Consider the following 26,584-nt stretch of genomic DNA (forward strand, 5'->3'; position numbering starts at 1 on the left):
GACTTAGCCGGCCAAGTCCTGTACGGTTTTTAGGTGCGGCCATCACTAAGGCCGCACATCCGGACGCACGCCAAGCTCTGCCGCCTCCCGGATTCCGCTGGACCAGGCAGAGGCGGGGAACCCAGAGTTCCCGGGCATTTGCATCTTGCGCCCTTGGGGTGAAGCCGACACGTGAAATTCCGTGCGGCCGGGTGACCTCACCCGAACCCGACAGCTAACTCCGCAGGCGTTGAGAGGCGATCATGACCGACTTCAACGCACAATCGCGCCCTGACGGCGCCGAGAACACCACCCGCTCCAAGCCAACGCGCCACCGCGCCGAACCAGCCACGCCCGCTTCGGGCCTGGCCCGGATCGCCGGCCGCGTCGGCTCCACCGGCCGCCGCGCGGCGGTTGTAGTGGCCGCCTGCGCGGTACTCGTGGGGGCCGGCGCCGCAGGCCAGGCGGCTGAAACCGGCGCCCGCAACGCCAGCACGGGCAATCTCACGCAACCAGCCGCGACGGCGGATCCGTTGACGCACCTCGATTTTGAACGCGTCCGGGTCGACAACCAGGCCGTAGTCCCGACCGGAACCGCCGCCCCGGCAGCCGAGGCGAAGGCGGCCGAAGCGCCCGCCCCGGCAGCCGCGCCAGCCGCTGCCCCGGCACCGGCAGCCGCTCCGGCTCCGGCTCCGGCTCCGGCTCCGGAGCCCGCACCGGCACCTGCCCCGGTTGCCGTCAATGACCCTGCCGGCGCGCAGGCTTACGCGGCCGGCCAGCTGGGGTCCTACGGCTGGGCCGCCGGCCAGATGCCCTGCCTGATGAAGCTCTGGACCAAGGAGTCGGACTGGGAAACGACCGCGACCAACTCGAGCAGCGGTGCCTACGGCGTGGTCCAGTCCCTGCCGGCCGAGAAGATGGCCAGCGCCGGCGCGGACTACCGGACCAACTACCGCACGCAGATCAACTGGGGTTTGCAGTACGTGAAGGATCGCTACGGCTCGCCGTGTGGCGCCCTGAACTTCCACTACGCCAATAACTGGTACTAAGCAGCGTTGCTGCGAAACAACGCTGCTGATCAGCCGCCCGGGCGGTTGGGAATATACTGCACTGCCCACTTATTGCCGTCGGGATCGGCGAAATAGACGAAGTGCCCCCAATCCTGGACGTCGATGTCGCTGACCTCCACACCATTGTCCTTGAGCTGCTGATGGGCCGCCCCGATGTCGCTGACCACCAGCTGCAGGCTGGGGGCGGTACCCGGCGGCGCCTCATTGAGGCCCTCGCCGATGGCGATCGAGCAGGCTGAGCCGGGCGGGGTCAACTGGACGAAGCGGATGCCGTCCATCGGCCGCTCGTCGTAGTCGGCGTGGAAGCCCACCTTGTTGACGTAGAAATCCTTGGCGCGGTCCACATCGGACACCGGGACAAAGACGAGTTCAAGTTTCCAGTCCATGGGGCTCAGGCTAGTCCCGGAGGGTCTCTCCGGGATAGGAAAATCTCAATGGAATCCGCCCACGCGGGCAGCTTCGCAGCGCGCGGGTGGCTTAGCCGGCCACGCCGTAGAGGCGGTCGCCGGCGTCGCCCAGGCCCGGGACGATGTAGGACTTTTCGTTGAGCTTCTCATCGATCGAGGCGAGCACAATCGTCACGTTCGCGTCGGCGAGCTCTTCCTCCAGCTTCGCCAGACCCTCCGGGGCCGCGAGCAGGCAGATGCAGGTGACGTCGGAGGCACCGCGCTTGAAGAGGAACTTGATGGCCTCGCGCAGCGTACCGCCGGTGGCGAGCATGGGGTCCAGGACGAAAATCTGACGGTCGGTGAGGTCCTCGGGGAGGCGCTCCGCGTAGGTGATGATGTCCAGCGTCTCTTCATCGCGGGCCATCCCCAGGAAGCCGACTTCGGCCGTGGGGACCAGCTTGGTCATGCCCTCGAGCATGCCGAGTCCGGCGCGCAGGATGGGGACGACCAATGGCGTGGGCTTAGTGAACGCCGTGCCGATGGTGGTGCTGACCGGGGTCTCGATGGTCACCGGTTCGGTGCGGACTTCGCGGGTTGCCTCGTACGCCAGGAGCGTGACGAGTTCCTCGGTGAGCTGGCGGAAAACCGGCGACGGGGTGTTCTTGTCCCGCAGAACGGTGAGCTTATGGGCGACCAGCGGGTGGTCCACAACGAGAGTGCGCATGGGTCAAAACTATCACCCAACGGATGGTGCGCCGCCCGTGGGACCGCGGGCGCCGACGTCGTTCGTTTCCTATTGATGACTCCTGCCGGCGGCGCCGTCTGTCAGGTGGGCCGAGTTGTCAAAAGTCGGCGCGGGTCCGGCGTGCTCGCGGTGCCGCAGGGCGTGGAAGAGCCGGTGGGCCATGATCACGATTCCGACCCAGGCCAGCCCGAGCACCCAGCCGATGATCACATCGGTCATCCAGTGGTGGCCCAGGTAGACCCGGCTCATGCCCATGGCGAAGATGAAGGCCGCCCCCGCCGCGATCAGGCCGACCCGGGCCAGGGTGCCTTCAATCTGCAGACAGGCGAGGTAGACGACAAGTGCGATGACAACCGTGGTGTTGAGGGTGTGGCCGCTTGGGAACGACGGCGAGTCTTCGTAGGGCGGGACGGCGTCGGCGTGGTCGGGACGGGTCCGGCCGATCAGCTTCTTGCCCACGGATGTCGCGGTCACCGAGACGGCGGCGGCGCCTCCGATCAGGATCAGCGGCCGCCAGGTCCGGCTGGTCCAGATCAGCCACGCGGTCAGGAGACTGCCCAGGATGGGCATCCCAATCCCGCCCCCGATGTTGGTGAACCCGGTGATAAACGCGTCCAGGCCGGGGCTGCGGAGCTGTTCCATGAACCCCAGGGTGGGCTTGTCCAGGTTGGCCAGGCCGGCCTCGTCCACGACGTTGTCATAGACCTCGGCGCTCAGCAGTGCCAGGACCAGCACCACCACGCCGCCGATGAGCATCGTGGCCCACAGCGCCGCGTACGGCACCACCCATTTCCCCCAACGGTGCGTTATCCAGCCCACTGTCCCGTTGTTCACGATCTCTCCCGAATGTTGGTGCCGGCCGCTTGGCTGCACAGCTTGCTTAGCATCGAAACTATCATTGAGCCATGACCTCCCCCGAGCCCCGCCATGCCGAATGGATGGGCCTTGCCCTCATCGAGGCCCGTGCCGCGCTGGCCACGGCCGACGTGCCGATCGGCGCCGTCGTTATCGGTCCGGACGGGACCGTGCTGGGCAGCGGACGCAACGAACGCGAAGCACTTGGGGACCCGACGGCGCACGCTGAGATGGTGGCCATCCGCGAGGCGGCCGTCCGGCTGCAGGAACGGAGTGCGCAGGGCGGAATGGCCGGTGACGGTTGGCGTCTGGAGGACTGCACGCTGGTGGTGACGCTGGAGCCCTGCGCCATGTGCGCCGGGGCCGTGGTGCTGGCCCGGATCCCCCGGGTCGTGTTCGGCGCCTGGGACGAAAAGGCCGGCGCCGCCGGATCCGTGTTCGACATCCTCCGCGAGCGCCGCCTCAACCACTGGGTGGAAGTGTATGGCGGGATCCGCGAGCACGAGTGCGCGGAGCTGCTGCGGGACTTCTTCGCCGGACACCGTGGCTCCTGAACCCTGGCCATCGCGAGTTCCGGTCCCGGCCGTGCTACCGGCCGGCCGCGGAGGCTGCTGCCGACGCTGCTGCCGACGCCGCCAGGGCGTCGGTCCGCTGTTGCCGGGTGGCGGGCGAGTCGAGGCTGAAGGCGCGGAAGTCTCCGAGGTCCTCGCGGATCCACGCCTCGACTTCGGCGATCCGGCGGGTCACGGCGGCTGTGGGGCCGTGGAAAACCCAGGGCACGATCAGTTCCTGGCCGGGATCGTACTGCCACAGCCCGATAATCCGGCCCCGGTCGAAGATGGGATGGTCCGGGAGGTCCGCCTGCAGCGCCAGCGAGCCGATGGCCTTGGTGTGCTGGTCTTCGTCGGCCAGCAGGTCCGCGGCGTTCCGCCGCAGCAGCGCGAGTGAGTCCGTGCCGGCCAGCAGTTGGATCTGTTCATCCGCCGGTTCCTGGAACGTGGCGAGCCCTTCGACGTCGTCGGGCAGCATCCACAGGATGTCCCCGGCGGCGGTGGCAACCTCCAACGCGCCGACCGCAGCCAGCGCCGCTTTGCTCTGGGCCACGGTGAAGGCGGTAAACCACTGGGACTGTTTGAAGGTCGCGCCGCCAGTCCAGCCCAGGTAGCGGCGGATCAGCTCTGCGCGGGTTTCCTCGTCGTCCAGCGGGCTCGGCGGCAGGTTCCAGAGCTCGTAGGCATAGCGCTGCAGGTCCAGGCGCCCATTGACCGGGACCCTGCGGATCCGGCCTTGGGCCTGCAGGATGCCCAAGGCGGTGGGAAGGGTGGTAGTTGCGCCCTTCTTCTTGCCTTCCTCGCCGAGGTTCCGCACAGAGTCGCCGAGTTCCTCCTTGAGCTGCCTTGGGTCCAGCGGGACGCCGGCCTCGCCGAGGGTGTGCAGCACCTGCTCCTCCAACAACGTGATCTCGCCCCGGTCCACGCCCAGCCGGCCGACCACCTTGAAGGTGGCTTCGGCGGAGTCCCGACCGAGCTGCAGCGCCCAGGCGAAGTCGTCGCGGCCGAGGACGTAGGTGCAGCCGCGCGCCGTCGGGAGTTCCAGGATCCGGTGCGCCAGCACGTCGGCGTCCACTTGGTCGCGGCGGATGCCGGCGCGGGCGAAGAGCGTGAGGTAGGGGTTGGCGCCGCCAACGGAGCGCGCCCAGCCTGCCCGGGCCAAGACCTGCTCCGAGGTGCAGCCGGCCAGTGAACCGTCCAGGCCCTGTTTGTGCCAGGCCCAGGCGCGGAGCCGCTCCGGGGTGAGGGTCCGGGCCGGCGGGGTGTTCACGGTCCGGGTCTGCGTGGTCAGGGGCTGGGGCGTCATGGGGTCATTGTCCACCCGGCGGCCCGGCAGGGGAATCTTCTGCGGGAGGCATTTCCGGCGCGGCAGCCGGCGGCGGGACCGCCGGGCATTACCCGTTCAGGGCTTCCAGCACGGCCCGGGCGGTGGCGTCCCAGCCGGTAAGACGGCCCCTTGCGTCTGTCGCAGCGGCCCGCCAGCGGGTGCGGACCCCGGGATCGTCCAGCCAGCGCCGCAGTACTTCGGCGAGCGGAGCCGGGTCCTCCTCGAGGGCGACGGCGGTACCCGGCAGGGTGACAGGGGTCCCCGGCGGAGTGGCTCCGGGAGACGCCGGAGCGGGAGGTGTGGCCGCTGGCGGCGCAGGATGCGCCGGCTCCGGGGCGCCGGCAGCGAGCGCTTCGACGGCGCCGGTGCCTGCCCTGACGATCACGGGAACGCCCCGCGCAATCGACTCCGTGACCACGAGCCCGAAAGTCTCGGCTTGCGAGATGAGCACACTGAGGTCGGCCGCTGCCCATTCCGCCTCAAGCGCCGCGCCGCGCAGCTCCCCCGGGATCCGGAGCCTGTCCTGCAGTCCCAGCCGCTTGGCCCGGTCGCGGACCAGGGCGGCGTAACCCGGATCCGCAGTGTCCGAACCGACCAGGGAAGCGGTCCACGGCAGATCCAGCAGGGCTGACAGCGCCGCCAGCAGCAGCAGCTGGTCCTTGTTGGGCAGCAGGGCGGCCAGGGCAAGGAAATGCGGCGGCTCGGACCCGGAGGCCAGTGCGGCGGGGTCGGTGCCAGGCAGGGCGACCCGCAGACCGTCCATCCCGTGCCGGGCCCGGATCCGGTCCGCAGCCGAGCCGCTGGTACAGATCACCCCGGCGGCCGCCCGCAGGGCCCGGCGTTCCAGGCTGGTTTCCTCCTGTCCGGAGTCGTCCAGCGGCATGTGAAGCAGGATCCAGGCGGGACGTCCGATAGCCGCGGCGGCCGCGAGTTGCTCCGGAGCCCCGCAGCCGAGCAGCCCGTCAACGAGGGTGACGGTGCGGCGGGGGCGGGTGCCGCGGCCGTCGTGGGAATCCCCGTTGGCATTGCTGGCATTTTTATCGTCGCCGTCGCTAAAGTCGTCGGCATTGCCGTCGGCGCCGTCGCCGCAAAGAAGGGCGCCCAGCCGCTGCCTGTCCTCCGCGCTGCCCACCGGCCAGTCGCCGTCGAGCGGGCAAATCTCCACCTCCACTCCCAGGAGGGCAAGCTCACGGGCGAGGGCTGCGTTGTAGACGTTGCCGCCCGAGTTGTGGCGCACGTTGCCGGGCACCACGAGTCGGACGCGGAGGCCGTCCGGCTGCACCCTGTTCCCGGCTGGCACCAGAGTCCTAGCTGGCCTCAAAGTCGAGCGAGTAGCTGGCCCAGGCGTCGGGTGTTTCGCGCAGCGTGACGTCCAGCCCGGCCAGTTCGCGTCCGTCAGCACCGGGGCGGATTCTGGCGGCCACGGCGTCGGCGACATACTGGGCCAGCGCCTCGGTGGTGCTGAGCCGGCCCGCGAAGTCCGGGTGCTCGTCGAGGTTCTTGAAGTTCAGGCCTTCGAGGATCGAATCCAGCACCTCGCCGGCGTCGCCGATGTCCAGGACGATCGAGTCCTCGTTCAGGGTTCGGCGGCGGAAGGTCACCTCCGTCACGAAGGTGGCTCCGTGCATCCCCTGGGCCGGGCCGAAGGCGGGGCGCGGAAGGCTGTGGGCGATCATGAAATTGCGGCGGACGGTCAGGCTGAACACGGCTTTACCTCGTGGCTTCTGTAGGGGCTGGTTCGGTCGCGGGGGCTTTCCGGCCAGGGTTGTCAGGGACAGGGTATTCAATGACGTGACAGAGCGCCTCAAGGGTCCCGTCGGAGAGCCGCTGGACGACGTCGGGCACATCCTCGAACGCCGACGAGCCGGTGAGGAACACGTCGTAGCCGGGATCACCCAACAGGGAGACGGCGAGCCGCAGCCGGTCGGCGTTGGTGCGGCGGTGCCGGCGCGAGCGGGCCACCACGCCGACCTGGCTGGCCCGGATCGACAGCCGGCGCGCGTGGAAGTCTTCCCCGAGCGGCACGGTCACCTTCCGGTCGGCGTACCAGGACATTTCGATCACCTCACCGTCGTCTCCGGCGAGTTGCAGGGCGCGCTCCAGACCGGACTCCGAGGCGGAGCAGTGGATTACGAGGTCGCAGTCCGGCAGGGCGTCGTCGGGGTGGCTGAATTCGACGCCGAGCGTTTCGGCGAAGGCCCGCTTGGCCGGGTCGACGTCGACCAGCTGCAGCCGTCCGAGCGGAAAGGTACTCAGGAGCTTGGCCACCATGCCGCCGACGAGACCGGCGCCGATCACGGTGACGCGGTCGCCGAGCCGGGGCCCGGCCTCCCAGATGCCGTTGATCGCGGTCTCCACGGTGCCGGTCAGTACGGCGCGGCGGGCGGGAACGACGTCCGGAACCACGGTGAGGGACGCCACCGGGACGACGTAGCGGTCCTGGTGCGGGTACAGGCAAAACACTGTCTTGCCCAGCCAGTCGGCCGGGCCGTCCTCGACGACGCCGACAGAGAGGTAGCCGAACTTCACTGGCGAAGGAAAGGTGCCCTCCTGGTTCGGGGCGGCCATTTCCTCGGCCACGCATTCCGGGACGCGGGCGTTGTGCACCACCAGCTCGGTACCCTTGCTGATGCCGGAGTAGAGGCTGCGGACCAGCGCCTCGCCCGGGCCGGGGACAGGCAGGCCTTCGCGCCGGAGTTCCCCCTTCTCGGGGCCGACGGTCCAATATGCGGTGGCTGTGCTGTGCTGTGCTGGTTGCTTGTCCAAGTTAGTCATCTTGCTGACGAATCTAGTCCGTTTTGGGGTTGGGCGCATTGCTCCGGTACCCTATACAGGTTGGTGACGTGTCCGAGCGGCCGAAGGTGCAACACTCGAAATGTTGTTTGGTGAAAGCCAACGTGGGTTCAAATCCCACCGTCACCGCCAAGCGGCAAGACCCCTGCTTCCCTTATAAACACAAGGGAAGCAGGGGTCTTTGCTTTGCTCCGTAATGCGTCCCGCACTAGCCTGCCGGGTCCTGGAAGTTGGACAGTTTGGTTGCCTCACGAATGCAGGCTGGCGGCCACCCCGCCGTCGGGACGGCCGCCAGTTTTAGTGCGGTGTGGGTGCTAGTGCTCGGCGTCTGCCGCAGCAGCCTTCTTGGCGTTCTTCTCGGCGTCCTTCTCGGCGCGCAGAGCCTCAGTCTCGTGCTGTTCCTCGGCCTTTTCCTGGTGGATGACCTCGGCCAGGAGCTTCTCCATCTCCTTGGCCACGCCGGCGGCTGAGGCCGGGTTCTGGCCGGTCACCAGCCGCTCGTCAACCACGACCTTCTCCTCAAAGACATCAGCGGAGACGTGGGTGGCGCCCTGTTCCTCAAGCCGGTCTGCCAAGAAGAACGGGATGACCTTGTCCTTCCCGGCGGCAACCTCCTCGTCATTGGTGAAAGCAGCCACCTTCCGGCCCTCGACCAGCCGAAAGCCGTTGGCCAATTCGACGTTCAGCAGTCCGGCCGGCCCGTGGCAGACAGCGCCCACCACGCCGCCGGCGTTGTAAACGCTGGCCACCAGATTCTGCAGGCCTTCGCTGTCCGGGAAGTCCCACATGGTGCCGTGGCCACCCACGAGGAACACGGCATCGTACTGGTCGGGATCAACGACGTCGACGCGGGCAGTGTTGTAGAGGCCGGCGCGCGTGGTCTCGTCCTCCGTGAAGGCGACCTGGATGGGATCGGATGAGTCCACCTCGTCGCGCGGGGGCTGGCCGCCCTGGATGGACGCAAAGTCGACGAAATGCCCGGAATCCTTGAAGACCTTCCAGGGATGCGCAGCCTCGGCCACGTTGTAGCCGGTCTTCTCTCCGGTATCGCCGATCTCGGAAACGCTGGTCAGTACCATGAGGATTTTCTTCATGAAGTGCTCCTATCGTCTGAACTCCACCCTACGCCCAGCCAATTCGGGCCCTGAGAGTGCGCGAAGTCGCGCATCAGGGCGCGGGGTGCGAATCCCGCCATCACAGCGAAACAGCAAGGCCCCAGGTTCCCTTTTGCATATCAAGGGAGACGGGGGCCTTTGCTTTGTCCGAACGGGGTCTGGGTGCAGTGCCCCGTGGGGAGCGGGAAATTCTGCCAGCTGGCTCCATCGTTTTGAGACCATGGAGCCAGCCGATGCGGAATCCGGCTCGATCGGAACACCGAAATGGTCTCTCCCCAGAAAGATGCCCGGGCCAGATCCCAACGCAAGAGTAAACGGCGAATCCCAGGCGGGCAATAGGCGCCATTTGACTTGAAAATTCGGTCTTCCTGTGGTTAGTCCGACCCGGACCTGCCAGGTTATGCCGGCACGGCGCTCCTCAGCCGGCCGGGACCACCACGTCCTCCAGGACAGACCGGTCGAAGAACCGGATCTCTCCGGTGTCCGGAAAAAACACCGGAACAACCGAAGTGCTCGGGTCCTTCGAGGTTTCGTAGATTTCGGGTGCACCCCCGTGCCGGCGCGCAATCGTTCCGACCAGGTCCGTGCCGCGGACTTTGACGGTCCGGTATTTATAGCTCATTCGGGCTCCTTTAGTGACGTGGGACACAGCCTACTCCTGGCCGCGCGGCAGCTACGGGCCACGCGCCGGTCGTGGCCCATGCCCACCCCGGGCGCGCGCCAGGTGCGTCACGGAAGGAAGGCCGGCCCGCACTGGTGCACAATGCGATCATGACCAATGACGCTCCCCGCCCGGTCTACTTCCTTTCGGACAGTACGGGCATCACCGCAGAAACGCTCGGCAACACCTTGCTGACGCAGTTCCCCGCGAACGATTTTGACCGCATCACCGTCCCCTTCATCACCACCGTCGACCAGGCCCGGGCCGTGGTGAAGGTGATCGACAACCTGGCAGCCACCGGCCTGCAGCCGATCGTCTTTTCCACGGCCGTAAGCAGCGACATCCGCCAGACGCTCGGCACCTGCAAGGGGATCATCGTGGATCTCATCGGCACCCACGTCGGGGTGCTGGAGTCCGCCCTGGGCACACAGGCCAGCGGGGAACCCGGCCGGGCCCACGGCCTGGGCAACGCCGCCCGCTACCAGTCGCGGATGGCCGCCGTCGAATATGCCATGGAACACGACGACGGACAGAGCCTGCGCGCGCTCGAAAAGGCCCAGGTCATCCTGGTGGCCCCGTCACGCTGCGGCAAGACGCCCACCACCATGTACCTGGCGCTGCAGCACGGCATCTTCGCCGCCAACTTCCCGCTGGTGGACGAGGACTTCGAACGGGAAGGACTGCCCAAGCCGCTGCGGCCGTTCGTGTCGAAGTGTTTCGGCCTCACCACCAACCCGCTGCGGCTGAGCCAGGTCCGCACCGAACGCCGCCGCGGCTCGCCCTACGCCTCGCTGCGGCAGTGCGGATTCGAGCTCCGCAGCGCCGAGCGGCTGTACGTCTCGCACGGGATCCCGTACCTGAATTCGGCCAGCGTCTCGGTGGAGGAAATGGCGGCGACCATCCTCCAGAAGATGAACCTCAAACACTAGGGCAGCGGTTCACAAATGTTGCGTGGACCACATCAGGTGGAAACACTGGCCTAGACCTGTCAGTGTGGAAAACAACTTGCGCCCATCAACCGGCGAGCGCCCCATGCGGGGCGGCCATACCGCATGCCATCATCTGCAAAGGAGCAGCAACCATGACGACAGACATCCTGTGGTTCTCAGAACTCGGCCTCAAGGATCTGGACCGGGTGGGCGGTAAGAACGCCTCCCTTGGCGAGATGGTGCAGAACCTGACCTCCGCCGGCGTCCAGGTCCCGGACGGCTTCGCCACCACCGCCGACGCCTACCGCAGCTTCCTGGCGGACTCCGGCCTGGACCAGCGAATTGCCGACCGGCTGGTCGGTCTGGACACCGATGACGTGACGGCGCTGGCCGCCGCGGGCCAGGAGATCCGCAAGCTGATGCGCGAGACTCCCTTCCTGCCGGACTTTGAGGCGCAGATCCGCGCCTCGTACCAGAAGCTGGTGGAAAAGCACGGCGGCTCCGAGGACCTGTCCTGGGCCGTCCGCTCCAGCGCGACGGCGGAAGATCTTCCCGACGCCTCCTTCGCCGGCCAGCAGGAAACCTTCCTCAACGTCCGCGGCATCGAGAACATCCTCGTGGCCATCAAGGATGTCTTCGCGTCGCTCTACAACGACCGCGCCATCGCCTACCGCGTGCACCACAAGTTCGAGCACGCCGAGGTCGCACTCTCGGCGGGCGTCCAGCGCATGGTCCGTTCCGACGTCGGCGCTTCCGGCGTGATGTTCACGATGGACACCGAATCCGGGTTCCAGGACGCCGTCTTCGTCACCTCCTCCTATGGCCTCGGCGAGGCCGTAGTCCAGGGCGCGGTCAACCCGGACGAGTTCTACGTCTACAAGCCCGCCCTGCAGGCCGGCCGCCCCGCCATCCTCAAGCGCGGACTGGGCGAGAAGGCGCTGCAGATGACCTACACGTCCAACCGCGAAATCGGCCACACCATTGACTTCGTCCCGGTGGAGGCCTCGCTGCGGAACCGCTTCAGCCTTACCGACGACGACGTCGAGCAGCTCGCCCGCCACGCCGTCGCCATCGAGAACCACTACGGACGCCCGATGGACATCGAATGGGGCAAGGACGGGATCGACGGCGGCCTGTACATTCTGCAGGCGCGCCCCGAAACCGTACAGTCCCGCCGGGCCGCCGGTAGCCTGAGCCGCTTCCGCCTGAACGGCACCAGCAAGGTGCTCGTCGAGGGCCGCGCGATCGGCCAGCGCATCGGCGCCGGCAGCGTCCGCATCCTCACCTCGATCGACCAGATGGCCGCCTTCAAGACCGGCGACGTCCTGGTCGCGGACATGACCGACCCGGACTGGGAACCGATCATGAAGCGCGCCTCCGCGATCGTGACCAACCGCGGCGGACGCACCTGCCACGCGGCCATCATCGCCCGCGAGCTGGGGATTCCCGCCGTCGTCGGCACCGGGTCCGCCACGGACGTCCTCTCCGACGGACTCGACGTGACCGTCTCCTGCGCCGACGGCGAAACCGGCGTCATCTACGAGGGAATCATCGACTTCAGCGTCGAGGAAACCGAAATCACCCAGCTGCCCGAGGCCCCGGTCAAGGTCATGATGAACGTCGGCACGCCCGAACAGGCCTTCACCTTCGCGCAGCTGCCCAACCACGGTGTGGGCCTGGCCCGGCTGGAATTCATCATCAACCGCCAGATCGGCATCCACCCCAAGGCGCTGCTGAACCTGGAGGACCAGCCGGACGAGGTCAAGGCCGAAATCCGCGAGCGGATCGCCGCCTACGACAACCCGCGTGAGTACTACATCAAGCGACTGGCGGAGGGTGTGGCGACCATCGCCGCGGCGTTCGCGCCCGAGCCGGTGATCGTCCGGATGTCCGACTTCAAGTCCAACGAATACGCGAACCTCCTTGGCGGACCCGCCTACGAGCCGCACGAAGAGAACCCGATGATCGGTTTCCGCGGCGCCTCCCGGTACCTGGAGCCGTCCTTCCGGGACTGCTTCGATCTGGAGTGCGAGGCACTGTCCTTCGTCCGCAACGAGATGGGCCTGACCAACGTCAAGCTGATGATCCCGTTTGTGCGCACCCTGGACGAGGCCAGCGGCGTCATCGGCCTGCTCGCGGAGAACGGCCTGCGCCGCGGCGAGAACGGCCTCGAGGTCGTCATGATGTGTGAGCTGCCGTCCAACGCGCTGCTGGCCGACGAGTTCCTGGACTACTTCGACGGCTTCTCCATCGGCTCCAACGACATGACCCAGCTGACCCTGGGCCTGGACCGGGATTCCGCCATCGTCGCCGGCAGCTTCGACGAGCGGAACCCCGCCGTCAAGAAGCTCCTGAGCATGGCAATCAAGGCCTGCAAGGCGCGCGGCAAGTACGTGGGCATCTGCGGCCAGGGGCCCAGCGACCACCCGGACTTCGCCGAATGGCTGGTCGAGGAAGGCGTGGATTCCGTCTCGCTGAACCCCGACACCGTGGTGGACACCTGGCTCCGGCTCGCCGGCGCCACCGCGGCCGCCACGGCCGCCGCCGTCTAATACGAAAGTAGAGGTGGGTCAGGCGGCGGTGGCCGGGGTGATGGTGAAGTTGTAGCCGAGGCTCGTGAGTTTTTTGATGGCGTTGTTCTGCGAACGCAGCGCGACTCTGGTGGGCGCGCTTGTCCGATCTGACAAGACTTACAGTTGACATTTTCTCTCCCTATACGGTTGTGCCTTTTTCCTCGCTGAAAGGCGCTCTCAGGAGAATAATGAGTGGCTCGTGCCCATGATGAGACGGTTCCACCGACCGGAACCCTCCTACGAGGGATAGCTAGGGGTGGTCGAGTACTTTTCTCCGACATATGGCACCGATGTACTCCTGACCTTCACCCGCTGGCACAGCACCTTTACACTGTCTCTCGTCGAATGAAGCGCGTTCAGGTGTTCAGGTAATCCCCGGAGGCGGCGTCTAATGTGGCGGCGCAAGGACAACGGAACTCCGGCGCCGTGCCACTGGGCGGCGATCCACCATCGATCAAGTGAGAGGCCGCCCAGGACGCTTGGCGGGGTTGGCGGCGGGGCCCGCGGCATCCAAGCCTGTGCCCGGACCACTGCCGTCCGGGGCCGAACCGCGACGCACTTCATGGCCGTGGCCAAAGGGGGCGCAGGCCACCGATGATGCAACTGATTAACACGGCCTTCGCCGCGTACGGGATGCACTAACCTTGCGAACTCTCGTTATGATTCAGGGCTCAATAACGGCACGGTGGCTGGTGTTGTTAAGTTTTTCCTTGCTCTGTCGGTATCTCTAGGGCCCGAGCTGCTTTAGGGGCGTCGGTGGCGCCGCCCTGAGTACAATTTGTTCGAAGCAGATCCTTAGCTCGAATCCGCTGGCACGCTCCAAGAGACGGCGAGGTTCATTTGAGTCGGCTGCCACCCATGCGACGGCGGAATCTTCTGTCGCTTCCTCGATGACGCCGGTTCGTTGCAGAACGCCGTGGCGCCAGATCTCGACCTCCGCTCCGCGCAGTTTGCGCCAGTCGTCGAATCTGATGAAGTTCATGGGTGCCTCACTTGCGTCGGGAAGCAGGGGGCGCCGGACGCGCCGCGCCCCCTGCATTTTCAACTAGCTGGTCACGCGACGCGCGCGCCGGAGGAGAGTTGGACGGCGACGTCGACGATCATGTCTTCCTGTCCGCCGACGTAGCCGGCGCGGCCGATTTCCTCGAGGATCTGCCAGGCGGGGACGCCGTAGCGTTCGGCGGCGCGTTCGGCGTGAATGAGGAAGGAGGAGTAGACTCCGGCGTAGCCCTGCATGATGGAGGCGCGGTCCATGATGGGCATGCGGGTGATGATGGGTTTGACGATGTCATCCGCGGCTGCCATGACCCCGTGAACGTCTACGCCGGTCTGGATGCCAAGGCGTTCGAACGCTGCGGCCAGGACTTCGATGGGTGAGTTCCCGGCCCCGGCGCCGAGGGGCAGGAGGGTCCCGTCGATTTGCTTGGCGCCTGCGCGGGCGGCGTAGACGGAGTTCGCGACGCCGAAGCTGAGGTTCTGGTGGCCGTGGAACCCGATCTGGGCGTCGGTGCCGAGCTCGGCGACCAAGGCCGTGACGCGGTCGGAGACGTCTTCGAGGATCAAAGCGCCGGCGGAGTCCACGACGTAGACGCACTGGCAGCCGGCGTCGACCATGATCCGGGCCTGCTCCGCGAGTTTTTCCGGGGTGGCGCGGTGCGAGAGCATCAGGAACCCGACGGTTTCCATGCCGAGCTTGCGGGCGTGGCCGAAGTGCTGGATGGAGACGTCGGCCTCGGTGCAGTGCGTCGCGATCCGGGCCACCGATGCCCCGGCCTCGTGGGCCTGGTTCAGGTCGTGGATGGTGCCCAGCCCCGGGAGCATGAGCACGGCGATCTTCGCGTTGCGGGCCTCGGCGACGGCGGCGCGGACCAGGTCCAGTTCCGGGGTGAGCGAGAAGCCGTAGTTGAACGAGGACCCGCCGAGGCCGTCGCCGTGGGTGACTTCGATAACTTCGACCTTGGCGTCGTCGAGGGCCCGGACGACGGAGCGGACGTGGTCTTCGGTGAACCGGTGGCTCATGGCGTGGGAGCCATCGCGCAGCGTGGTGTCGGTGAGGCGGATGCTGAGGTTCTGTGCTGTGGTGTCCGAGGTGGGGGTCATGGTTAGGCTCCTACGGGGGTGGCGGGAAGGGCTGCGTCCATGCGTTCGGCGAGCAGGTCCGCGGTGCGGGTGGCGGCGGCGGTGATGATGTCCAGGTTGCCGGCGTATTCGGGCAGGTAATCGGCGGCGCCCTTGACCTGGATCCAGATCCCGACGCGGCCGTTGCCGTCCCAGTCGGCACGGGCGGGGTCGAACTGGGGCTCAACCCGCAGCGAGTAGCCGGGGACGTAGTCCTGGATCTTCACGACGGCCTCATCGATGGCGGCACGGATTTTGTCCTGCAACCCGCCGGGTTGGGCGGCTGCGGCGGGGATGGAGCAGTAGACGGTGTTGCGCATGATTTTGGGCGGTTCGACCGGGTTGATGATGATGATGGCCTTGCCCCGCTTGGCACCACCGACGACTTCCAGGGCCTTGGCGGTGGTTTCGGTGAATTAGTCGACGTTGGCGCGGGTGCCCGGCCCGGCGGACTTGGAGGCAGGATTTCCTAATTCTCAACCGAGTTCATATGGCGAAAGGTTGGCGCGGGAGAGGCATAGGGCGCTGGTTTGCTGCCGAGGTCATCGACTCGTTAAGTCCAGGTGCCGACTTTGCGGCGACATACCCAGCCCCAATGGACGATTCACAGGGGCGAGTACGAAAGAGGGCCGAGGCCAAGCTTAGAAGCGTCTGGAGCGATATCGGCTTCCAGGCGCTCAGTGGAGACGTGATGATCCTGGACCTGAATCTGGTGACCTTCGAGGACAGACTCCAAACCATGCGAAAGAAGTTCGGGGTGGATTGAGCGCAGCGCTTCAATTCTGCGATCGGCGATGTGGCCAGGACCTTCAGCTCTTCGTTCTCAACGACCGGGCCCTGGCTGACCAGTTCTGATCCGACATTTGGGACGAAGAAACGACCCGGTCCTGAGGCCAGAAGCAGCCCCTTTTTGACCACTCCCCCGCCCGTTTTCGAACGCCGATAACGGATCTTACGGAAAGTCCGCTTGACGAATTCACGCATACCGGCCTGTGAAAAATCCCCGGAACCGCGGGGACTATTCACGCATCGATGCCGCCGGCGATCGGTCCCGGTCTTCCAGGGAGGCTGCTTGCCTTCGGTGACGGCGGGTGGCCAGCCGTTTCCGAAGCCAGCGCTCGGAGACGCCCATGACCCGGGTCGCCGCCGCCCGGTAGGCGATGCCAACTGCAAGGGAGGCCGCGACCGCCAGCCCCTTGCTGTCTTGATCGAAAAGTGGATAAACGAGCCAGTGCGTCACGTAGGCGTAGAGCGAGGCGCTGGCCAGGAGGCCGGTGATCCAGTGGAGAGCGCGGGGCACGGGCACTGTAGGGAGCCAGAGCAGGATGAGGACACCGGCGAGGATAGTCAGGTTTCGGAATTCGTCGTCGAACGCCCCGGGGATGGTGAGCACGGCAAGGACGGTCACGATCGTCCGCTTCGGCAGCGCTCGGGACGCGGACGCCGCCCAACCAAGCGCAAACAGCCACAGCACCGGACCCTGACCCGGGTACGGGAGGTCGACGACGCGGAAACGCAGCAGAAGGTCCGCGCCAAAAAGAGCCAGCGGGACGGCCCATGGCCACCGGCGTTCCGCGCGCCCGACCGCGGGTATCGCCAAGAGGACAGTCACGCCGAGCAGGATGTGCACCAACGCCTCCACGAACCAGAAACGGGAGAAATCCGTCCATCCTTCCGGTCCGAGGAGGGAGTTGAGCAGGAATACATTTGCCCAGCTGTACGTGTCGGTCACGGCAAACGCGAAGCCAATCACCGCGACGCTCGGCACCACGATCCGGGCGACTGTCCGCAACTGCCGCCGCAACCGTACACGGGGCGGGCCGCTTAGCTGGAACCGGGCAAAGTTGAATCCAGCGACGGCCACTAGCACGTGCGCCATGCCTTCCCACGAAAACCACCGGATATGGGTAGAGATGATGAAGATGATGCCCAGTGCGCGGAGCACGATTCCGGTCTCCATGGGTGCGAGCAGCCGCCTCCGCCATTTTTGGAACACCGCCCCCACTGGACCTGCGGCATCAGGATCTGCATCCACGCCGCGGGCCCGTGCAAGCTCACCCAGCGGCATCAGATGCCAATCGTGTGGAAGACCTCCGAGCGCACCCTCGAGCCGGACCGATGCGGCAACATAGGACAGCGAATCGCCGCCTAATGCAACAAACGTGTCCGTCTCACGGATGTCGTCCCGTTCGAGGACGTCCGCGAAAATGCTCCGTACATCGTTCGACGCCCCCTCCGGGTCCCCGCCCCTGCCCTTTGCGCTTTCTTCTTTTTTCGTGTGCAGGGCGAGGATCGCGGGATAGTCCGGCTTCCCGCTGCTCAGTCGCGGGATGACCGCCACGGGGTGAAGATGGATGGCTGCGCGCGGCACACCCACGTCCTGAGCGACCGATTTGGCGATCAGGGAAAGGTCATCGGACTCGACGGCGGCGATCACATGGCCGTCTGTGCCCGCGACCGCGGCGGAAAGGCCCAAGCCTGCGAAGATCCGCTCAATCTGGCCAAGGTCCACCCGAAGCCCGACGATCTTCACGAACCGGCTGCGGCGGCCAATAATCTCATAGAGGCCCTCGGCGGTCCGGCGGGCCAGATCGCCGGTGTGAAGCTCCGTGACCGTGCGTCCCAGCTCCAGATCCTCGGGCTTCTCGGCGTACCCGAGCATTACGTTGGGTCCGCTGTAGACAAGTTCGCGGTCATCGAGCCCGGGGACCGGGGCGAGGCGGAACCGGCCGCCCGGAATCGGGATACCGACGGCTTGTGGGTGTTCTGCCGCGACGTCAGGAGGCAGGTAGGCCATCCTGGCCGTGGCTTCCGTCTGCCCGTACATGACGAACAGGTCCCAGCCCCGGCGACGGCCCAACTGCGCGTAGTCACGTACCCGGTCCGGGTCCAGGCGGCCACCTGCCTGGGTGATGTAGCGCAGGCTTGGCAGGTCCTTGTCCGCGAAGCCCACCCGCTCCAACAGGTCGAACGTGTAGGGCACTGCGGCGAAGGAAGTCACCCGCTCCTTGCGGACCAGCTCCCAGAAACAAAGGTCGACCACGGAAAGGTCGGTGAGCACCACCGAGGCCCCTGCGCACAAGTGGCTGTTCACGACCGACATGCCGTAGCAGTAGGACAAGGGGAGGGTGGTTGCGGCCCGGTCATCGGGGCCCAGCTGCAGGTACTCGGCGATCGCGGCAGCGTTGGCCTGGACGGCCTCGGCAGAGAGCCGGACAAGTTTCGGCGAGCCCGTAGAGCCGGAGGTACTCACTAGGAGCGCCAGTTCCGGGTGCAAGGTGTGGCGGGTCCCTTCCCGTCGCACCTCCAACACGGCTTCGCCATCTTGAACGCGTGCCAGCACGTCCGGGTCGTAGGCAGCAACAAGCGATTCAGAGGCCCGCCCGCCACCGGTTGGCAGAATGAGCAGCGGATGTCCGGATGACAGGGCCGCCAGATACACCACGAGGGAGGGCAGGGAATTGTCTGCTTCAAGGGCCACCAGACGGCGTACCGTCCCCAAAGACCGGGCGGCAGTGTCCACCCGGTCGGCGAGTTCACCGTAACTCACGGATTCGCCCTCAACATGTACGGCGGTCCGGTCTCCGAATGCAGCCAGGCCGGCAGCAAACGAGACACCCGCCAAAACCGGCTCAATAGTCACCGATGCACTTTAGAAGGTAATCCTTACCTAACTCAAATTGACAATGCTTAGGCGGTGGCCAGGCTGGTGGCCCTGCGGGCTCGCTACTGCTGGAACGACGGCTCCATCGCCACCGGACCCATCGCCCCGGCAGAGGTCCAGGGCTACGCCGAAGACCTGGCCGGTAAATTCCGGGCTTCCTTTTGGTGCTCCGATTACCTCGGCCCGTACCCGGACATCGCCTTGGACCCTGACAAGGGCGCCGTCGACGGGGTGGCCAGCAACACGGGCAACCTGTTGGGTACGGGCATCCTCAATGCGGAGGATGCCGCGGTGGTGGTGCAGCGTTTGATGCACCCGAGCATGTTCTCCGGCTTCGACATCCGCGCCCTGGACACGGGCAATGCGGGCTACTGGCCGCTGCACGCCCTTTCCGGATCCGTCTGGTCCGCACAAGTTGCCGCGGCGTTGCTGGCCGCCGCGGAAGCCTTCAATGGCCGCATGGGGTCGTTCGGCAGTCGCCCAGTCCCACGCTGTGGGCCAGATCAATCGTTAGGACCACCAGAGGCAAGTGAGCGCGGGGGTGCGGGTCCGCTGTTTCTAGTGCTGGTAGATCTCCCGGCGGTGTCCCATGGCGACGACCAGGACGATCAGCTGTGCGTCCTGGATCTCGTAGATGATCCGGTAGTCGCCGGTGCGGACGCGCCAGTCTCCGCTGCTGCCGGAGAGCTTCTTGGCGCCAGGGGGGCGTGGTGTTTCGGCTAGAAGTTCAATGGCGGCCTGGATGCGGCGGCGGGCGTCGGGCGGGAGCTTGCGCAACTGTCGTACTGCGGCCGGCGCGAGCTGTACGGCATAGCTCACGTCAGTCCCAGTTCCGCCTTGACTTCGTCCCAGGGGACCGGACCTTCACCGGTCTCGGCCATTTCGATCCTCGCTGCGTTCGCCGCCCGGAGATCATCCAGATCTTCAGCCGCCGCGATCAGCGTTGCGAGATCCTCGGCGTCGATCAATGCCGCGACGCGGCGGCCCCGCCGCAACAGGTACACCGGTTCATGGTTCACCCGCGCGGTATCGACCGCTTCCGAGAGCCGGCTTCGCGCGTCGGTCACAGTCATCTCACTCATGACTCTATTTTAGCGGCGAAAACGCTTAAATGTACATAAGCGCGAAAATCGCGGAAACGCCGATAATGGACCTTATGTCAAGTAGTACCCTGCTTATTGCATCTGATGCAATATCAGCCCGTCTCCGCTCGTCTCTTCAGATGTGGATCCTTTGCATGTCATAGATGCCCCGCTGACATGCGGAAATACTCTATTCGACTGCCGTCTTCCGTCACGACATCGTGCCCATTGGAACCCGGCGAGGCCAGGTGCACTGCCTGACGCAAGCCCCTGATCTGAGGATTTGCCTAGATTCTGCATTAATTGCATGATTCATTCATTCAATGCAATGTCAGGGAGGCGTTGTAGCTGTTGATTAGGCGGGGCGGGTGCTCGGATTCGGCCCCGTGCGTTTCCTTCATCCCGAGGATCACGTGTTCGAACAGATGCTCACCGGGTGGCGCAATCAGCAGTTGAGCAGGAATCTGGCGCTTGGCACGATCGAGTCCCGGGAACGACTGGTGACGCGGTTCCAGGCATCCACGATCGAGTATCCGTGGCTATGGACACCGGCCCACGTGGATGAGTTCTTCGGCGATCTTCGTAGTGTGAAGCACGCCGCCCAGTTCACGATCCGCAGGTATCAGGCAGCGCTCAGGGCATTCTGCGCATACGCAGCGTCGCCTGAGTATGGCTGGGACCGGGTCTGCGAACAGTACTTCGGTGCACACCCTACGCAGGTCTGTTTCGACGGGAACACCGCGTCCATGCCCAGGCGACCGAATCGGCTCCTAAGCGGCGCCCCTTCACCCGGCAGGAGCTGCAGGCGTTCTTTGACCGGGCCGATGACGAGGTGGGCCGGATTGTAGCTCTGGGACGCAAGGGCTGGCTGCCGGCCTACCGCGACGCGGTCCTCTTCAAAATCGCCTACTGCTGGGCGCTGCGCCGCAACGAGGTCCGGCACCTGCAGACCGTGGATTTCGCCAGGAATCAACACGCCCGCGAGTTCGGCAAGTACGGGGTGCTCCAGGTCCGGTATGGAAAGGCGATGAGGGGTTCTCCCCCGAAACGCCGCAGCGTCCTGACGGTGTTTGACTGGTCGGCTGAGATCGTTGCCGACTGGCTTGAACGCGGCCGCCCCCACATGACCGACGGGCTGGATCTGTTTCCCCCGGCACACTTGCGAACATGATCCAGTCCGCAGCAACCCTCGGTGCCGCGACTTATGTGGGCGGAGCCACCAACACATGGACGCCCGTCCACGTCGATGACCTGATAGATCTCTATCTGCTTGTGCTCGACCGTCCCGTCCCAGGCGTCTTCAACGCCGTGTCCTCCACGCCCTTCAGCTTCCGCCAGCTCGCGGAGGCAATCGGCCACCTCACCTCAACCCCCGCCGTTTCCTTCTCCCCCGAGGAAGCACCGCACAAGCTCGGATGGCTCGTTGCGCTCGTGTCGAGCACCAACAACGTCCCTAACACCAAAGCAACGTCCACCTTTGGCTGGCGCCCGAACCGGGTGAATCTCCTCGATGACGTCCGGTCCGGCACTTACACCGTTAAATCCTAGCTACGAGCCCACGGACCCGTCTCGGCTAGCCGGACCCTCCGCCCGCAGCGGGCCAAGGAGCCGGAGACCTTGCCACCTAGCGGACGTGTCGATTCCGCCCGAAAAACACTCCCCGATCTGCATGCAACAGGAATCCAGGAAAATCGGATGACCGTCACCCACGACACCTTCCCCGGCTACATCGCCGGCAGCTGGAAACTCGACCCCAAGCACTCCGAGGTTAGTAGCGCTCAGAGAAAGGATTGAACGATTTTCCCCCGTACCTTACGGCCAGCCATTGCAGCCAGCGCAGCGGGCACCTCTTCGAGCTTCACCGTGCTGGACACCATTGGATCGAGTTTCCCCTCGGCAGCGAGTGATAGGAGCTCTGCAAGCATCGTGGCCAGATCCGCGCGCGAACGGGCATCACCGACGCTGTAGGCCGCACCGAGCGCAATCTCATGCACGGATGGCCCTATGGAGAACGGCGGAACGGTTGATAAGTCGGGCCGCCCTGCGGTGGTGGTGATGCCACCGCCGTGGACAAGCAGTCCGAGATTCACGGTTGCCGACTCCGAGCTGACTGTGTCCAGCACGGCATCTACCCCACGGCCACCCGTCATCTCTCGGACTCGTCCAGCGATGTCTTCGGATTGGAAGTCAATAAACTCGTCCGCACCCAAGGACCGGACGTGTTCCTCGTTATGCCCCGCATCGGTGGCGATGACCCGTGCCCCTGCAAGAGACGCAAGTTGAACTGCGTAGCCGCCTACCCCACCTGCTCCGCCCGTGATCAGTACAGTGTCATTCTTTGACACGTGCAATCGACGCACGATGGACTGATAGGCGGTTAGGCCCGCCGAAGGAATAGCGGCAGCGCTGACCGGCTCGAGTGAATCCGGTACAACGGCTACGACCGCGCCATCCGCCAAAGCGTATTCGGCAAAGCCGCCGCGCTTACTGACGTTTCCGTGAAAGGCCACGCGCTGGCCTGGCGCAACTTTAGTCACGTCCGCGCCGACCGTATCAACGATTCCTACGACATCGAGACCCAGGACCGCTGGCCATTCCCAGTCGGGCATGCCATAGGCCGCCCGTTGGTAGTCGGAGGGATTCAGGCCGCACGCTTCGACCCTGACTCGAATCTCGCCCTGGCCGGGCTCTGGAAGCGGAATGTCGGATATGCGGAGGTTGTCGGGAGTCCCGACCTGATCGAGAACTAGAGCTTTCATGAGACATTTACTCCTGTTTCAGTATGGTGACCTTGGTACCAAGGTCATCCGTGAAAGTGAGGCTGGTTGGGTGTGGATGATCAGATTAATCAGTGAGTGTGAGGAGGGGCGAGCTGTTAGCGCTTCCGCCCGGTGCCACTTCTTACATGCGAGCTGAAAATTGCCTGCGAGGCCGTGGCCCAGGCACCAACCAGATCGAATACGTCGGGCTCGCGGCACCACATCATTTGAAGTCCAATAAGGCTCGAGTAGGCGTGGATCGCGCGGTCCCTAGAGCTATCGCCAGCGGTCACCTCAAGCGCGGCGAGGCGATCAATTGCTCGCCGGTCGCGGTCCACCAGATGGTTATGCGCGGGGTGAGCCCGTGATAGAGATTCTGCCTGCAGCACGAGTAGGAATCTGACAAGCTCTGGTCGACGGACGTTTGCTCTAACCGCGGCTGCGCAAATATCTGCCAGCGAGACGCGCTTAGCCCAGTCCTCGTATGGGAGACCGCTCTCCAGCCCGAGCTCCGCCGATAGAAGACGTTCATCCTCGGCGTCGACGTACTCAAGGACCTTGGCCAGGAGGCCCTCTTTGGACCCCACATGATGAAGTATCCCGGGTACGGTCAGACCGCACGCATCGGCAACATCTTGCATGGAAAGCCCCCAGTAGCCGCGGTCTGCAATAAGCACAATGGTGACTTCGAGGATCTGTTGGGCTCGCGCTGGGCCGGTCATTCGCGTTCGTACCCGGCGATGCACGTCTCCGGCGCTCCGCACCATGATCTCCTTCGCTAACTGAGTACCTACTAAGTGATAGGTTAGTGTAAATGGCGCTCGATGCAAACCTGCCGTCCCCAACGATGACCGGCAGGCTGGGGTGTACTGGAGTCAGATGGACTGACCCGATCCCCCAGGAAGCCGATAGCCCTTCCGCTGCGAACCTGCCCGGTGAACGGCGGGAGCGTTGCAGGAGAGGCAGACAAGCATTTTGCGATGGCGGTTCTGCCATTGGTCGTCCTTTTTGCTGAACTCCTCTGCGTCCCAGTCGTGGCCGTCCAGAAGACACTTAGCACGGTTCATCGCTCTTCCCTGTGGTCTGAATGGAAATTGACTGCCTGCTTATGTGGCACCTAGCCGAAGAGGAGACTGGCTTCGTCCCATCGTTCCTGAGGTACGGTTTTCAGGCTCCCCAGGACGGTATCGAAATCAATGGATTCGATTGACGTTCCCTTGAGGGTGACCATGGTCCCCCAGCGGTTGTGCGCCACGGAGTCGAATGCGGCCATGCCCAGCCGTGTGGCCAGGACGCGGTCGAATGCAGAGGGCACTCCCCCACGTTGGATGGGCCAAGCACGGTGGCGCGGGTTTCGATTCCAGTCCGTGCCTCGATCTCGGGGGGAGCTTTTCACCGATTCCGCCCAGGCGCGGCCGTCCGAAGGTAGTGGGCGGATACCCCGCCGGGATGGACTCCCCGGCTATGCGGCCGGCCGACCGCCACCAATCAGGGCCTGAAGCGGCGCGCCATAGAGGTCCACGACTTTGGTCATGCGGCCTTGCCGCGAGTTCAGGATCCTCCAGGATCCAGAGTTCAAGTAATCGCTCAGAAGGGGCTGCGAGTGCGCCCATCCCTTTCCCTCTCGGGGACGCTCCTTTTACCCTCCCGCCGGGTGCGAAGCCGGATGCTTTTGTTCGTCCGTGGCGGACGCGTTGAGGACGACGGAGGGAGCTCCATGTCGTTGTTACTGGGAAGGCGACCCCTCCCAGTACGGGGTCCGCTCAGGTGAGCGTGGCCCCGGTGCGCTGCGCGTACGCCTCGAGCAGACGGTCCTGCGCAGCGGTGTTGCGGACATCGGCGTGCACGCGGGTTTCCGGCGCCTGGTGGAAGAAGAATTGTCCCGTGACCCGGCTAGCGGGCTCGATGCCTTCTGCGAGCCACACCTGGGTCATGTAGCCTGCGCGCAGGTTATCGGGCGCGTAAGGGCCGTTGTGGAACCCCATTACGGTCGGCACCCATCCCGGGGCCACCGCGTTGACCTGCACCGTGGGCCGCCGTCGGGCCACGGTCATGGCGAGCGTGAGGATCTGGGTCTTGGTGTCGTCGTAGCTGAAGTCACGGCCACCGGATCGCAACGCATCCGGTTTGAGGGAGCCGCCAAGGTGCAGATCCGAGGTGAGGTAGATCAGCTGGGCAGGAGCGTTGACCAGTGCCGTCAGCAAGTAAGGTGAGAGCGAATTCGCGTTCAGCATCTCTTCACCCGAGAGGCCGAACTCCCCGGCGTTGTTGATGATGACGTCAAACGCCCCCAGCTTGTTGATCTGGCCGGCGAGGGTGCGTGTTTCATCGAGGTCCCTCAACTCGCCGACTACGACGGCATCGAGGCCAGGAAGATCGCGCCGCGCGTCCGCAGCACGCTGCTCGTTGCGCGCGTGCGCGACGACCCGGTGGCCACGGGCGAGAAGATGCGCGGCGGCGAGTTGGCCGAGGCCCGCGGTGGAACCGGTGATCAGGATCCTCTTCCGTTCTCCTTCTCCTGTGGTGAGCGGGCGGATGTTCTCCTCGATGTAGCGCAGCTCGTCCGCGACTTCCTGAGTGTTGTAGCCTCCGCCCCCGTACCGGCCCCCGCTCGCGGCGGCGCCACCGCCGGCTGTTTGCGTGGTGCCAGGTGCTGGCGGGTTCTCGAGGGACGGAGCCGCCGTGCACGCGGTCAGGATGCCCGTGCCGAGCAGGGCTGTCGAAAGGAGGAGGGTGCGTCTGGTCATGCCGATCATGGCGGTTTGCTGCTTTCTCTGAGATGTTACGGGGACGGTCTGGATGTGATGACGGCTACATGGTGAGGCGTTCGTGGTGGATCCGTGCGGACGAGACCCCGAGGGTTCGCTGCATGGCGACGACAGCGGTGTTGGGGCCCACGACGACATACACGGCGCCGTCCAGCTGCTCCTGCGTCAGCTGATTCGCGAGGTGCACACAGGTGAAGCGCCCCCACCTGGACCGAAATCCAAGATCACGAGAGCAACGTATACCGCCATGGCGGCGGCCAGGATGCTCAGGGCCCTGCCTCGTCTCTGCACGGAGCTGAGGCGCCCCTCTCAGGGTCGTCGCGGGTCACGTCGCAATCCAGATCGTAAAGGCTTATCTCGCGCAGAACCGAGACCGCCGAAGCACCATCGTCCAGGCCGGGAGCAGCATCACACAGGCTGAGAAGCGGTCCTCATGGCAAAAGCTCCTGTGATTTGGACGCCGTGTTCCTTCATGATGCGCTGGTCTTCGCTGCGCGGGAAGAACGGGCGGGATTCGATTTGGTTCACCGCGCGGGTGATTCCATTGCGGGTGATGAGGTCTCCGAAGCGGTCCAGATGGAAGTTCGAGACCCCGATGGCTTGGGCGAATCGACGGTTGGAGATAGGCGGGGAGTGGGCCTGCCCTAGCTTCATTCTCGCCTAGCCAATCCACCGTCGAGCATCAGGACTGTAGAGACAGCGGCGGGGTGGGCTAAGCGACCGGAGTCCAGCCACGGGTGTGGACCGGGCACGCATGCGGTGCGTGTGCCGTTCGTTGCCCTGGCCCGCCCCGGACTATGCGCACCGACCACCGCAGTCGTCGCCGGAAGATCAACAGACAGAGTACGGCGACGGCCGCCGTGTCGGGCCACCGGGGCGCCGGCCAGTTGTCGGGCACGGGCGGGTACCCTCCCCGGGACAGGCCCGCGTCCTGCTCAAAGTGGTTGCGTGATGCGGGAAACACTGCCTCGTCAAGGAAGTAGGCGGCCGGGAACGCGAACGGGCCGGCCATAAGGTTCGCTACAGCCCACTGGTCCACGTGGCGTGACTCGTGGTAGCCGAGCTCCTCCTCCTCCTCGCGGGCCTGCGAAATGTTGGGGCCGTACCTGACGTACAACCGCTCACCCTCGGTCCCGTACCCGTCGATACTCAAGGGTCCCGCGCGCGTTTCGCCCGGTGGCATCCACGCGACGAACACGTCACCCA

27 protein-coding genes, 1 tRNA gene, 2 pseudogenes and 1 riboswitch are annotated in these 26,584 nt (G+C 65.4%); of the genes and pseudogenes, 8 read left to right on the forward strand and 22 right to left on the reverse strand.

The features are described 5' to 3' along the window. Positions 1-85 precede the first annotated feature (85 nt). A riboswitch (cyclic di-AMP (ydaO/yuaA leader) is annotated at positions 86-244 on the forward strand. After that, a complete protein-coding gene (locus tag AC50YM_RS00075; RefSeq protein ID WP_494954989.1) occupies positions 243-1,028 on the forward strand; it encodes an aggregation-promoting factor C-terminal-like domain-containing protein in 786 nt (261 codons plus the stop codon). Its footprint overlaps the riboswitch before it by 2 nt. A gap of 29 nt (positions 1,029-1,057) precedes the next feature. On the opposite strand, the gene AC50YM_RS00080 is transcribed toward AC50YM_RS00075, so the two are convergent. The 3 genes from AC50YM_RS00080 to AC50YM_RS00090 all read right to left on the reverse strand — a co-directional run bounded on the left by AC50YM_RS00080 (position 1,058) and on the right by AC50YM_RS00090 (position 3,017). Next, complete coding sequence (locus tag AC50YM_RS00080) at positions 1,058-1,435, reverse strand: VOC family protein (RefSeq protein ID WP_494954990.1); 378 nt, start codon at positions 1,433-1,435, stop codon at positions 1,058-1,060. Between the two features lie 91 nt (positions 1,436-1,526). After that, on the reverse strand, positions 1,527-2,162 hold the full coding sequence (upp, locus tag AC50YM_RS00085) for a uracil phosphoribosyltransferase (RefSeq protein WP_024366205.1): 636 nt from the start codon (positions 2,160-2,162) through the stop codon (positions 1,527-1,529). A 69-nt stretch (positions 2,163-2,231) separates the two neighbouring features. Further along, entirely contained in the window at positions 2,232-3,017 is a 786-nt protein-coding gene (locus AC50YM_RS00090) for a phosphatase PAP2 family protein (protein ID WP_494954991.1), read from the reverse strand. 71 nt (positions 3,018-3,088) lie between these two features. On the opposite strand from AC50YM_RS00090, the gene AC50YM_RS00095 reads away from it, so the two are divergent. After that, positions 3,089-3,592 (forward strand): nucleoside deaminase, encoded by a 504-nt coding sequence (locus tag AC50YM_RS00095; protein WP_494954992.1) that lies wholly within the window; start codon positions 3,089-3,091, stop codon positions 3,590-3,592. Positions 3,593-3,626: 34 nt separating this feature from the next. Here AC50YM_RS00095 and AC50YM_RS00100 read toward each other — a convergent pair whose 3' ends face one another. The 4 genes from AC50YM_RS00100 to AC50YM_RS00115 form a co-directional block, all read right to left on the reverse strand. Further along, positions 3,627-4,895: a DNA glycosylase AlkZ-like family protein gene (locus tag AC50YM_RS00100; RefSeq protein WP_494954993.1), complete on the reverse strand. Its 1,269-nt coding sequence runs from the start codon at positions 4,893-4,895 to the stop codon at positions 3,627-3,629. Between the two features lie 88 nt (positions 4,896-4,983). Next, positions 4,984-6,216 carry a glycosyltransferase gene (locus AC50YM_RS00105; RefSeq protein ID WP_494954994.1) on the reverse strand — a complete coding sequence of 411 codons (1,233 nt, stop codon included), beginning with the start codon at positions 6,214-6,216 and terminating at the stop codon, positions 4,984-4,986. A 7-nt stretch (positions 6,217-6,223) separates the two neighbouring features. Next, on the reverse strand, positions 6,224-6,622 hold the full coding sequence (locus AC50YM_RS00110) for a 6-pyruvoyl trahydropterin synthase family protein (RefSeq protein WP_494954995.1): 399 nt from the start codon (positions 6,620-6,622) through the stop codon (positions 6,224-6,226). A gap of 4 nt (positions 6,623-6,626) precedes the next feature. Beyond that, positions 6,627-7,691, reverse strand: coding sequence for a zinc-dependent alcohol dehydrogenase (locus AC50YM_RS00115; protein ID WP_494954996.1), 1,065 nt, complete (start codon positions 7,689-7,691; stop codon positions 6,627-6,629). A gap of 62 nt (positions 7,692-7,753) precedes the next feature. On the opposite strand from AC50YM_RS00115, the gene AC50YM_RS00120 reads away from it, so the two are divergent. Continuing rightward, positions 7,754-7,841: transfer RNA gene (locus tag AC50YM_RS00120), tRNA-Ser, on the forward strand. 182 nt (positions 7,842-8,023) lie between these two features. On the opposite strand, the gene AC50YM_RS00125 is transcribed toward AC50YM_RS00120, so the two are convergent. Together AC50YM_RS00125 and AC50YM_RS00130 are read right to left on the reverse strand one after the other, a co-directional pair. Further along, positions 8,024-8,803 (reverse strand): type 1 glutamine amidotransferase domain-containing protein, encoded by a 780-nt coding sequence (locus AC50YM_RS00125; protein ID WP_494954997.1) that lies wholly within the window; start codon positions 8,801-8,803, stop codon positions 8,024-8,026. Positions 8,804-9,242: 439 nt separating this feature from the next. Next, positions 9,243-9,446 carry a hypothetical protein gene (locus AC50YM_RS00130; protein ID WP_494954998.1) on the reverse strand — a complete coding sequence of 68 codons (204 nt, stop codon included), beginning with the start codon at positions 9,444-9,446 and terminating at the stop codon, positions 9,243-9,245. A gap of 149 nt (positions 9,447-9,595) precedes the next feature. Here AC50YM_RS00130 and AC50YM_RS00135 point away from each other — a divergent pair, with 149 nt between their 5' ends. Together AC50YM_RS00135 and ppsA are read left to right on the forward strand one after the other, a co-directional pair. Further along, a complete protein-coding gene (locus AC50YM_RS00135) occupies positions 9,596-10,414 on the forward strand; it encodes a pyruvate, water dikinase regulatory protein (RefSeq protein ID WP_494954999.1) in 819 nt (272 codons plus the stop codon). A gap of 152 nt (positions 10,415-10,566) precedes the next feature. Further along, positions 10,567-12,966: a phosphoenolpyruvate synthase gene (gene ppsA / locus AC50YM_RS00140; RefSeq protein ID WP_494955000.1), complete on the forward strand. Its 2,400-nt coding sequence runs from the start codon at positions 10,567-10,569 to the stop codon at positions 12,964-12,966. A 748-nt stretch (positions 12,967-13,714) separates the two neighbouring features. On the opposite strand, the gene AC50YM_RS00145 is transcribed toward ppsA, so the two are convergent. From AC50YM_RS00145 to AC50YM_RS00155, 3 genes and pseudogenes are all read right to left on the reverse strand, one after another. Then, the gene (locus tag AC50YM_RS00145) at positions 13,715-13,969 is read right to left on the reverse strand and encodes a hypothetical protein (RefSeq protein ID WP_494955001.1); all 255 of its coding nucleotides are present in this window, start codon (positions 13,967-13,969) and stop codon (positions 13,715-13,717) included. A gap of 71 nt (positions 13,970-14,040) precedes the next feature. Then, positions 14,041-15,087 (reverse strand): 4-hydroxy-2-oxovalerate aldolase, encoded by a 1,047-nt coding sequence (dmpG, locus tag AC50YM_RS00150; RefSeq protein WP_494955002.1) that lies wholly within the window; start codon positions 15,085-15,087, stop codon positions 14,041-14,043. 2 nt (positions 15,088-15,089) lie between these two features. After that, a pseudogene (locus AC50YM_RS00155) lies at positions 15,090-15,509 on the reverse strand (acetaldehyde dehydrogenase (acetylating)); the annotation flags it as partial. Positions 15,510-15,700: 191 nt separating this feature from the next. Here AC50YM_RS00155 and AC50YM_RS00160 point away from each other — a divergent pair. After that, positions 15,701-15,871, forward strand: a complete 171-nt coding sequence (locus tag AC50YM_RS00160; RefSeq protein WP_494955003.1) for a hypothetical protein — start codon at positions 15,701-15,703, stop codon at positions 15,869-15,871. A 252-nt stretch (positions 15,872-16,123) separates the two neighbouring features. On the opposite strand, the gene AC50YM_RS00165 is transcribed toward AC50YM_RS00160, so the two are convergent. From AC50YM_RS00165 to AC50YM_RS00175, 3 genes are all read right to left on the reverse strand, one after another. After that, positions 16,124-18,748: a non-ribosomal peptide synthetase gene (locus tag AC50YM_RS00165; RefSeq protein ID WP_494955004.1), complete on the reverse strand. Its 2,625-nt coding sequence runs from the start codon at positions 18,746-18,748 to the stop codon at positions 16,124-16,126. A 579-nt stretch (positions 18,749-19,327) separates the two neighbouring features. Further along, entirely contained in the window at positions 19,328-19,588 is a 261-nt protein-coding gene (locus AC50YM_RS00170) for a type II toxin-antitoxin system RelE family toxin (RefSeq protein WP_494955005.1), read from the reverse strand. Then, a complete protein-coding gene (locus tag AC50YM_RS00175) occupies positions 19,585-19,851 on the reverse strand; it encodes a type II toxin-antitoxin system Phd/YefM family antitoxin (protein WP_494955006.1) in 267 nt (88 codons plus the stop codon). The genes AC50YM_RS00170 and AC50YM_RS00175 overlap by 4 nt, the downstream gene beginning before the upstream one ends. An 832-nt stretch (positions 19,852-20,683) precedes the next feature. Between AC50YM_RS00175 and AC50YM_RS00180 the strand changes: the two genes are divergently transcribed. Both AC50YM_RS00180 and AC50YM_RS00185 read left to right on the forward strand, forming a co-directional pair. Then, entirely contained in the window at positions 20,684-21,022 is a 339-nt protein-coding gene (locus AC50YM_RS00180; protein WP_494955007.1) for a site-specific integrase, read from the forward strand. Further along, a complete protein-coding gene (locus tag AC50YM_RS00185) occupies positions 21,019-21,399 on the forward strand; it encodes a Rossmann-fold NAD(P)-binding domain-containing protein (RefSeq protein ID WP_494955008.1) in 381 nt (126 codons plus the stop codon). The genes AC50YM_RS00180 and AC50YM_RS00185 overlap by 4 nt, the downstream gene beginning before the upstream one ends. 230 nt (positions 21,400-21,629) lie before the next feature. Here the strand turns inward: AC50YM_RS00185 and AC50YM_RS00190 are convergent, their stop codons facing one another. The 7 genes and pseudogenes from AC50YM_RS00190 to AC50YM_RS00220 form a co-directional block, all read right to left on the reverse strand. Then, entirely contained in the window at positions 21,630-22,610 is a 981-nt protein-coding gene (locus AC50YM_RS00190; protein ID WP_494955009.1) for a zinc-binding dehydrogenase, read from the reverse strand. 116 nt (positions 22,611-22,726) lie between these two features. Next, entirely contained in the window at positions 22,727-23,332 is a 606-nt protein-coding gene (locus tag AC50YM_RS00195) for a TetR/AcrR family transcriptional regulator (protein ID WP_494955010.1), read from the reverse strand. A gap of 395 nt (positions 23,333-23,727) precedes the next feature. Next, positions 23,728-24,037, reverse strand: a pseudogene (locus AC50YM_RS00200) (6-phosphofructokinase); the annotation flags it as partial. Between the two features lie 336 nt (positions 24,038-24,373). Further along, a complete protein-coding gene (locus tag AC50YM_RS00205) occupies positions 24,374-25,357 on the reverse strand; it encodes an SDR family NAD(P)-dependent oxidoreductase (RefSeq protein WP_494955011.1) in 984 nt (327 codons plus the stop codon). A 64-nt stretch (positions 25,358-25,421) separates the two neighbouring features. Then, positions 25,422-25,565: a hypothetical protein gene (locus AC50YM_RS00210; RefSeq protein WP_494955012.1), complete on the reverse strand. Its 144-nt coding sequence runs from the start codon at positions 25,563-25,565 to the stop codon at positions 25,422-25,424. A gap of 221 nt (positions 25,566-25,786) precedes the next feature. Next, positions 25,787-26,032, reverse strand: a complete 246-nt coding sequence (locus tag AC50YM_RS00215) for a hypothetical protein (protein WP_494955013.1) — start codon at positions 26,030-26,032, stop codon at positions 25,787-25,789. A 58-nt stretch (positions 26,033-26,090) separates the two neighbouring features. Next, the gene (locus AC50YM_RS00220) at positions 26,091-26,531 is read right to left on the reverse strand and encodes a hypothetical protein (protein ID WP_494955014.1); all 441 of its coding nucleotides are present in this window, start codon (positions 26,529-26,531) and stop codon (positions 26,091-26,093) included. Between the last annotated feature and the right edge of the window lie 53 nt (positions 26,532-26,584).

Source organism: Pseudarthrobacter sp. RHLT1-30-1, from assembly GCF_059383415.1.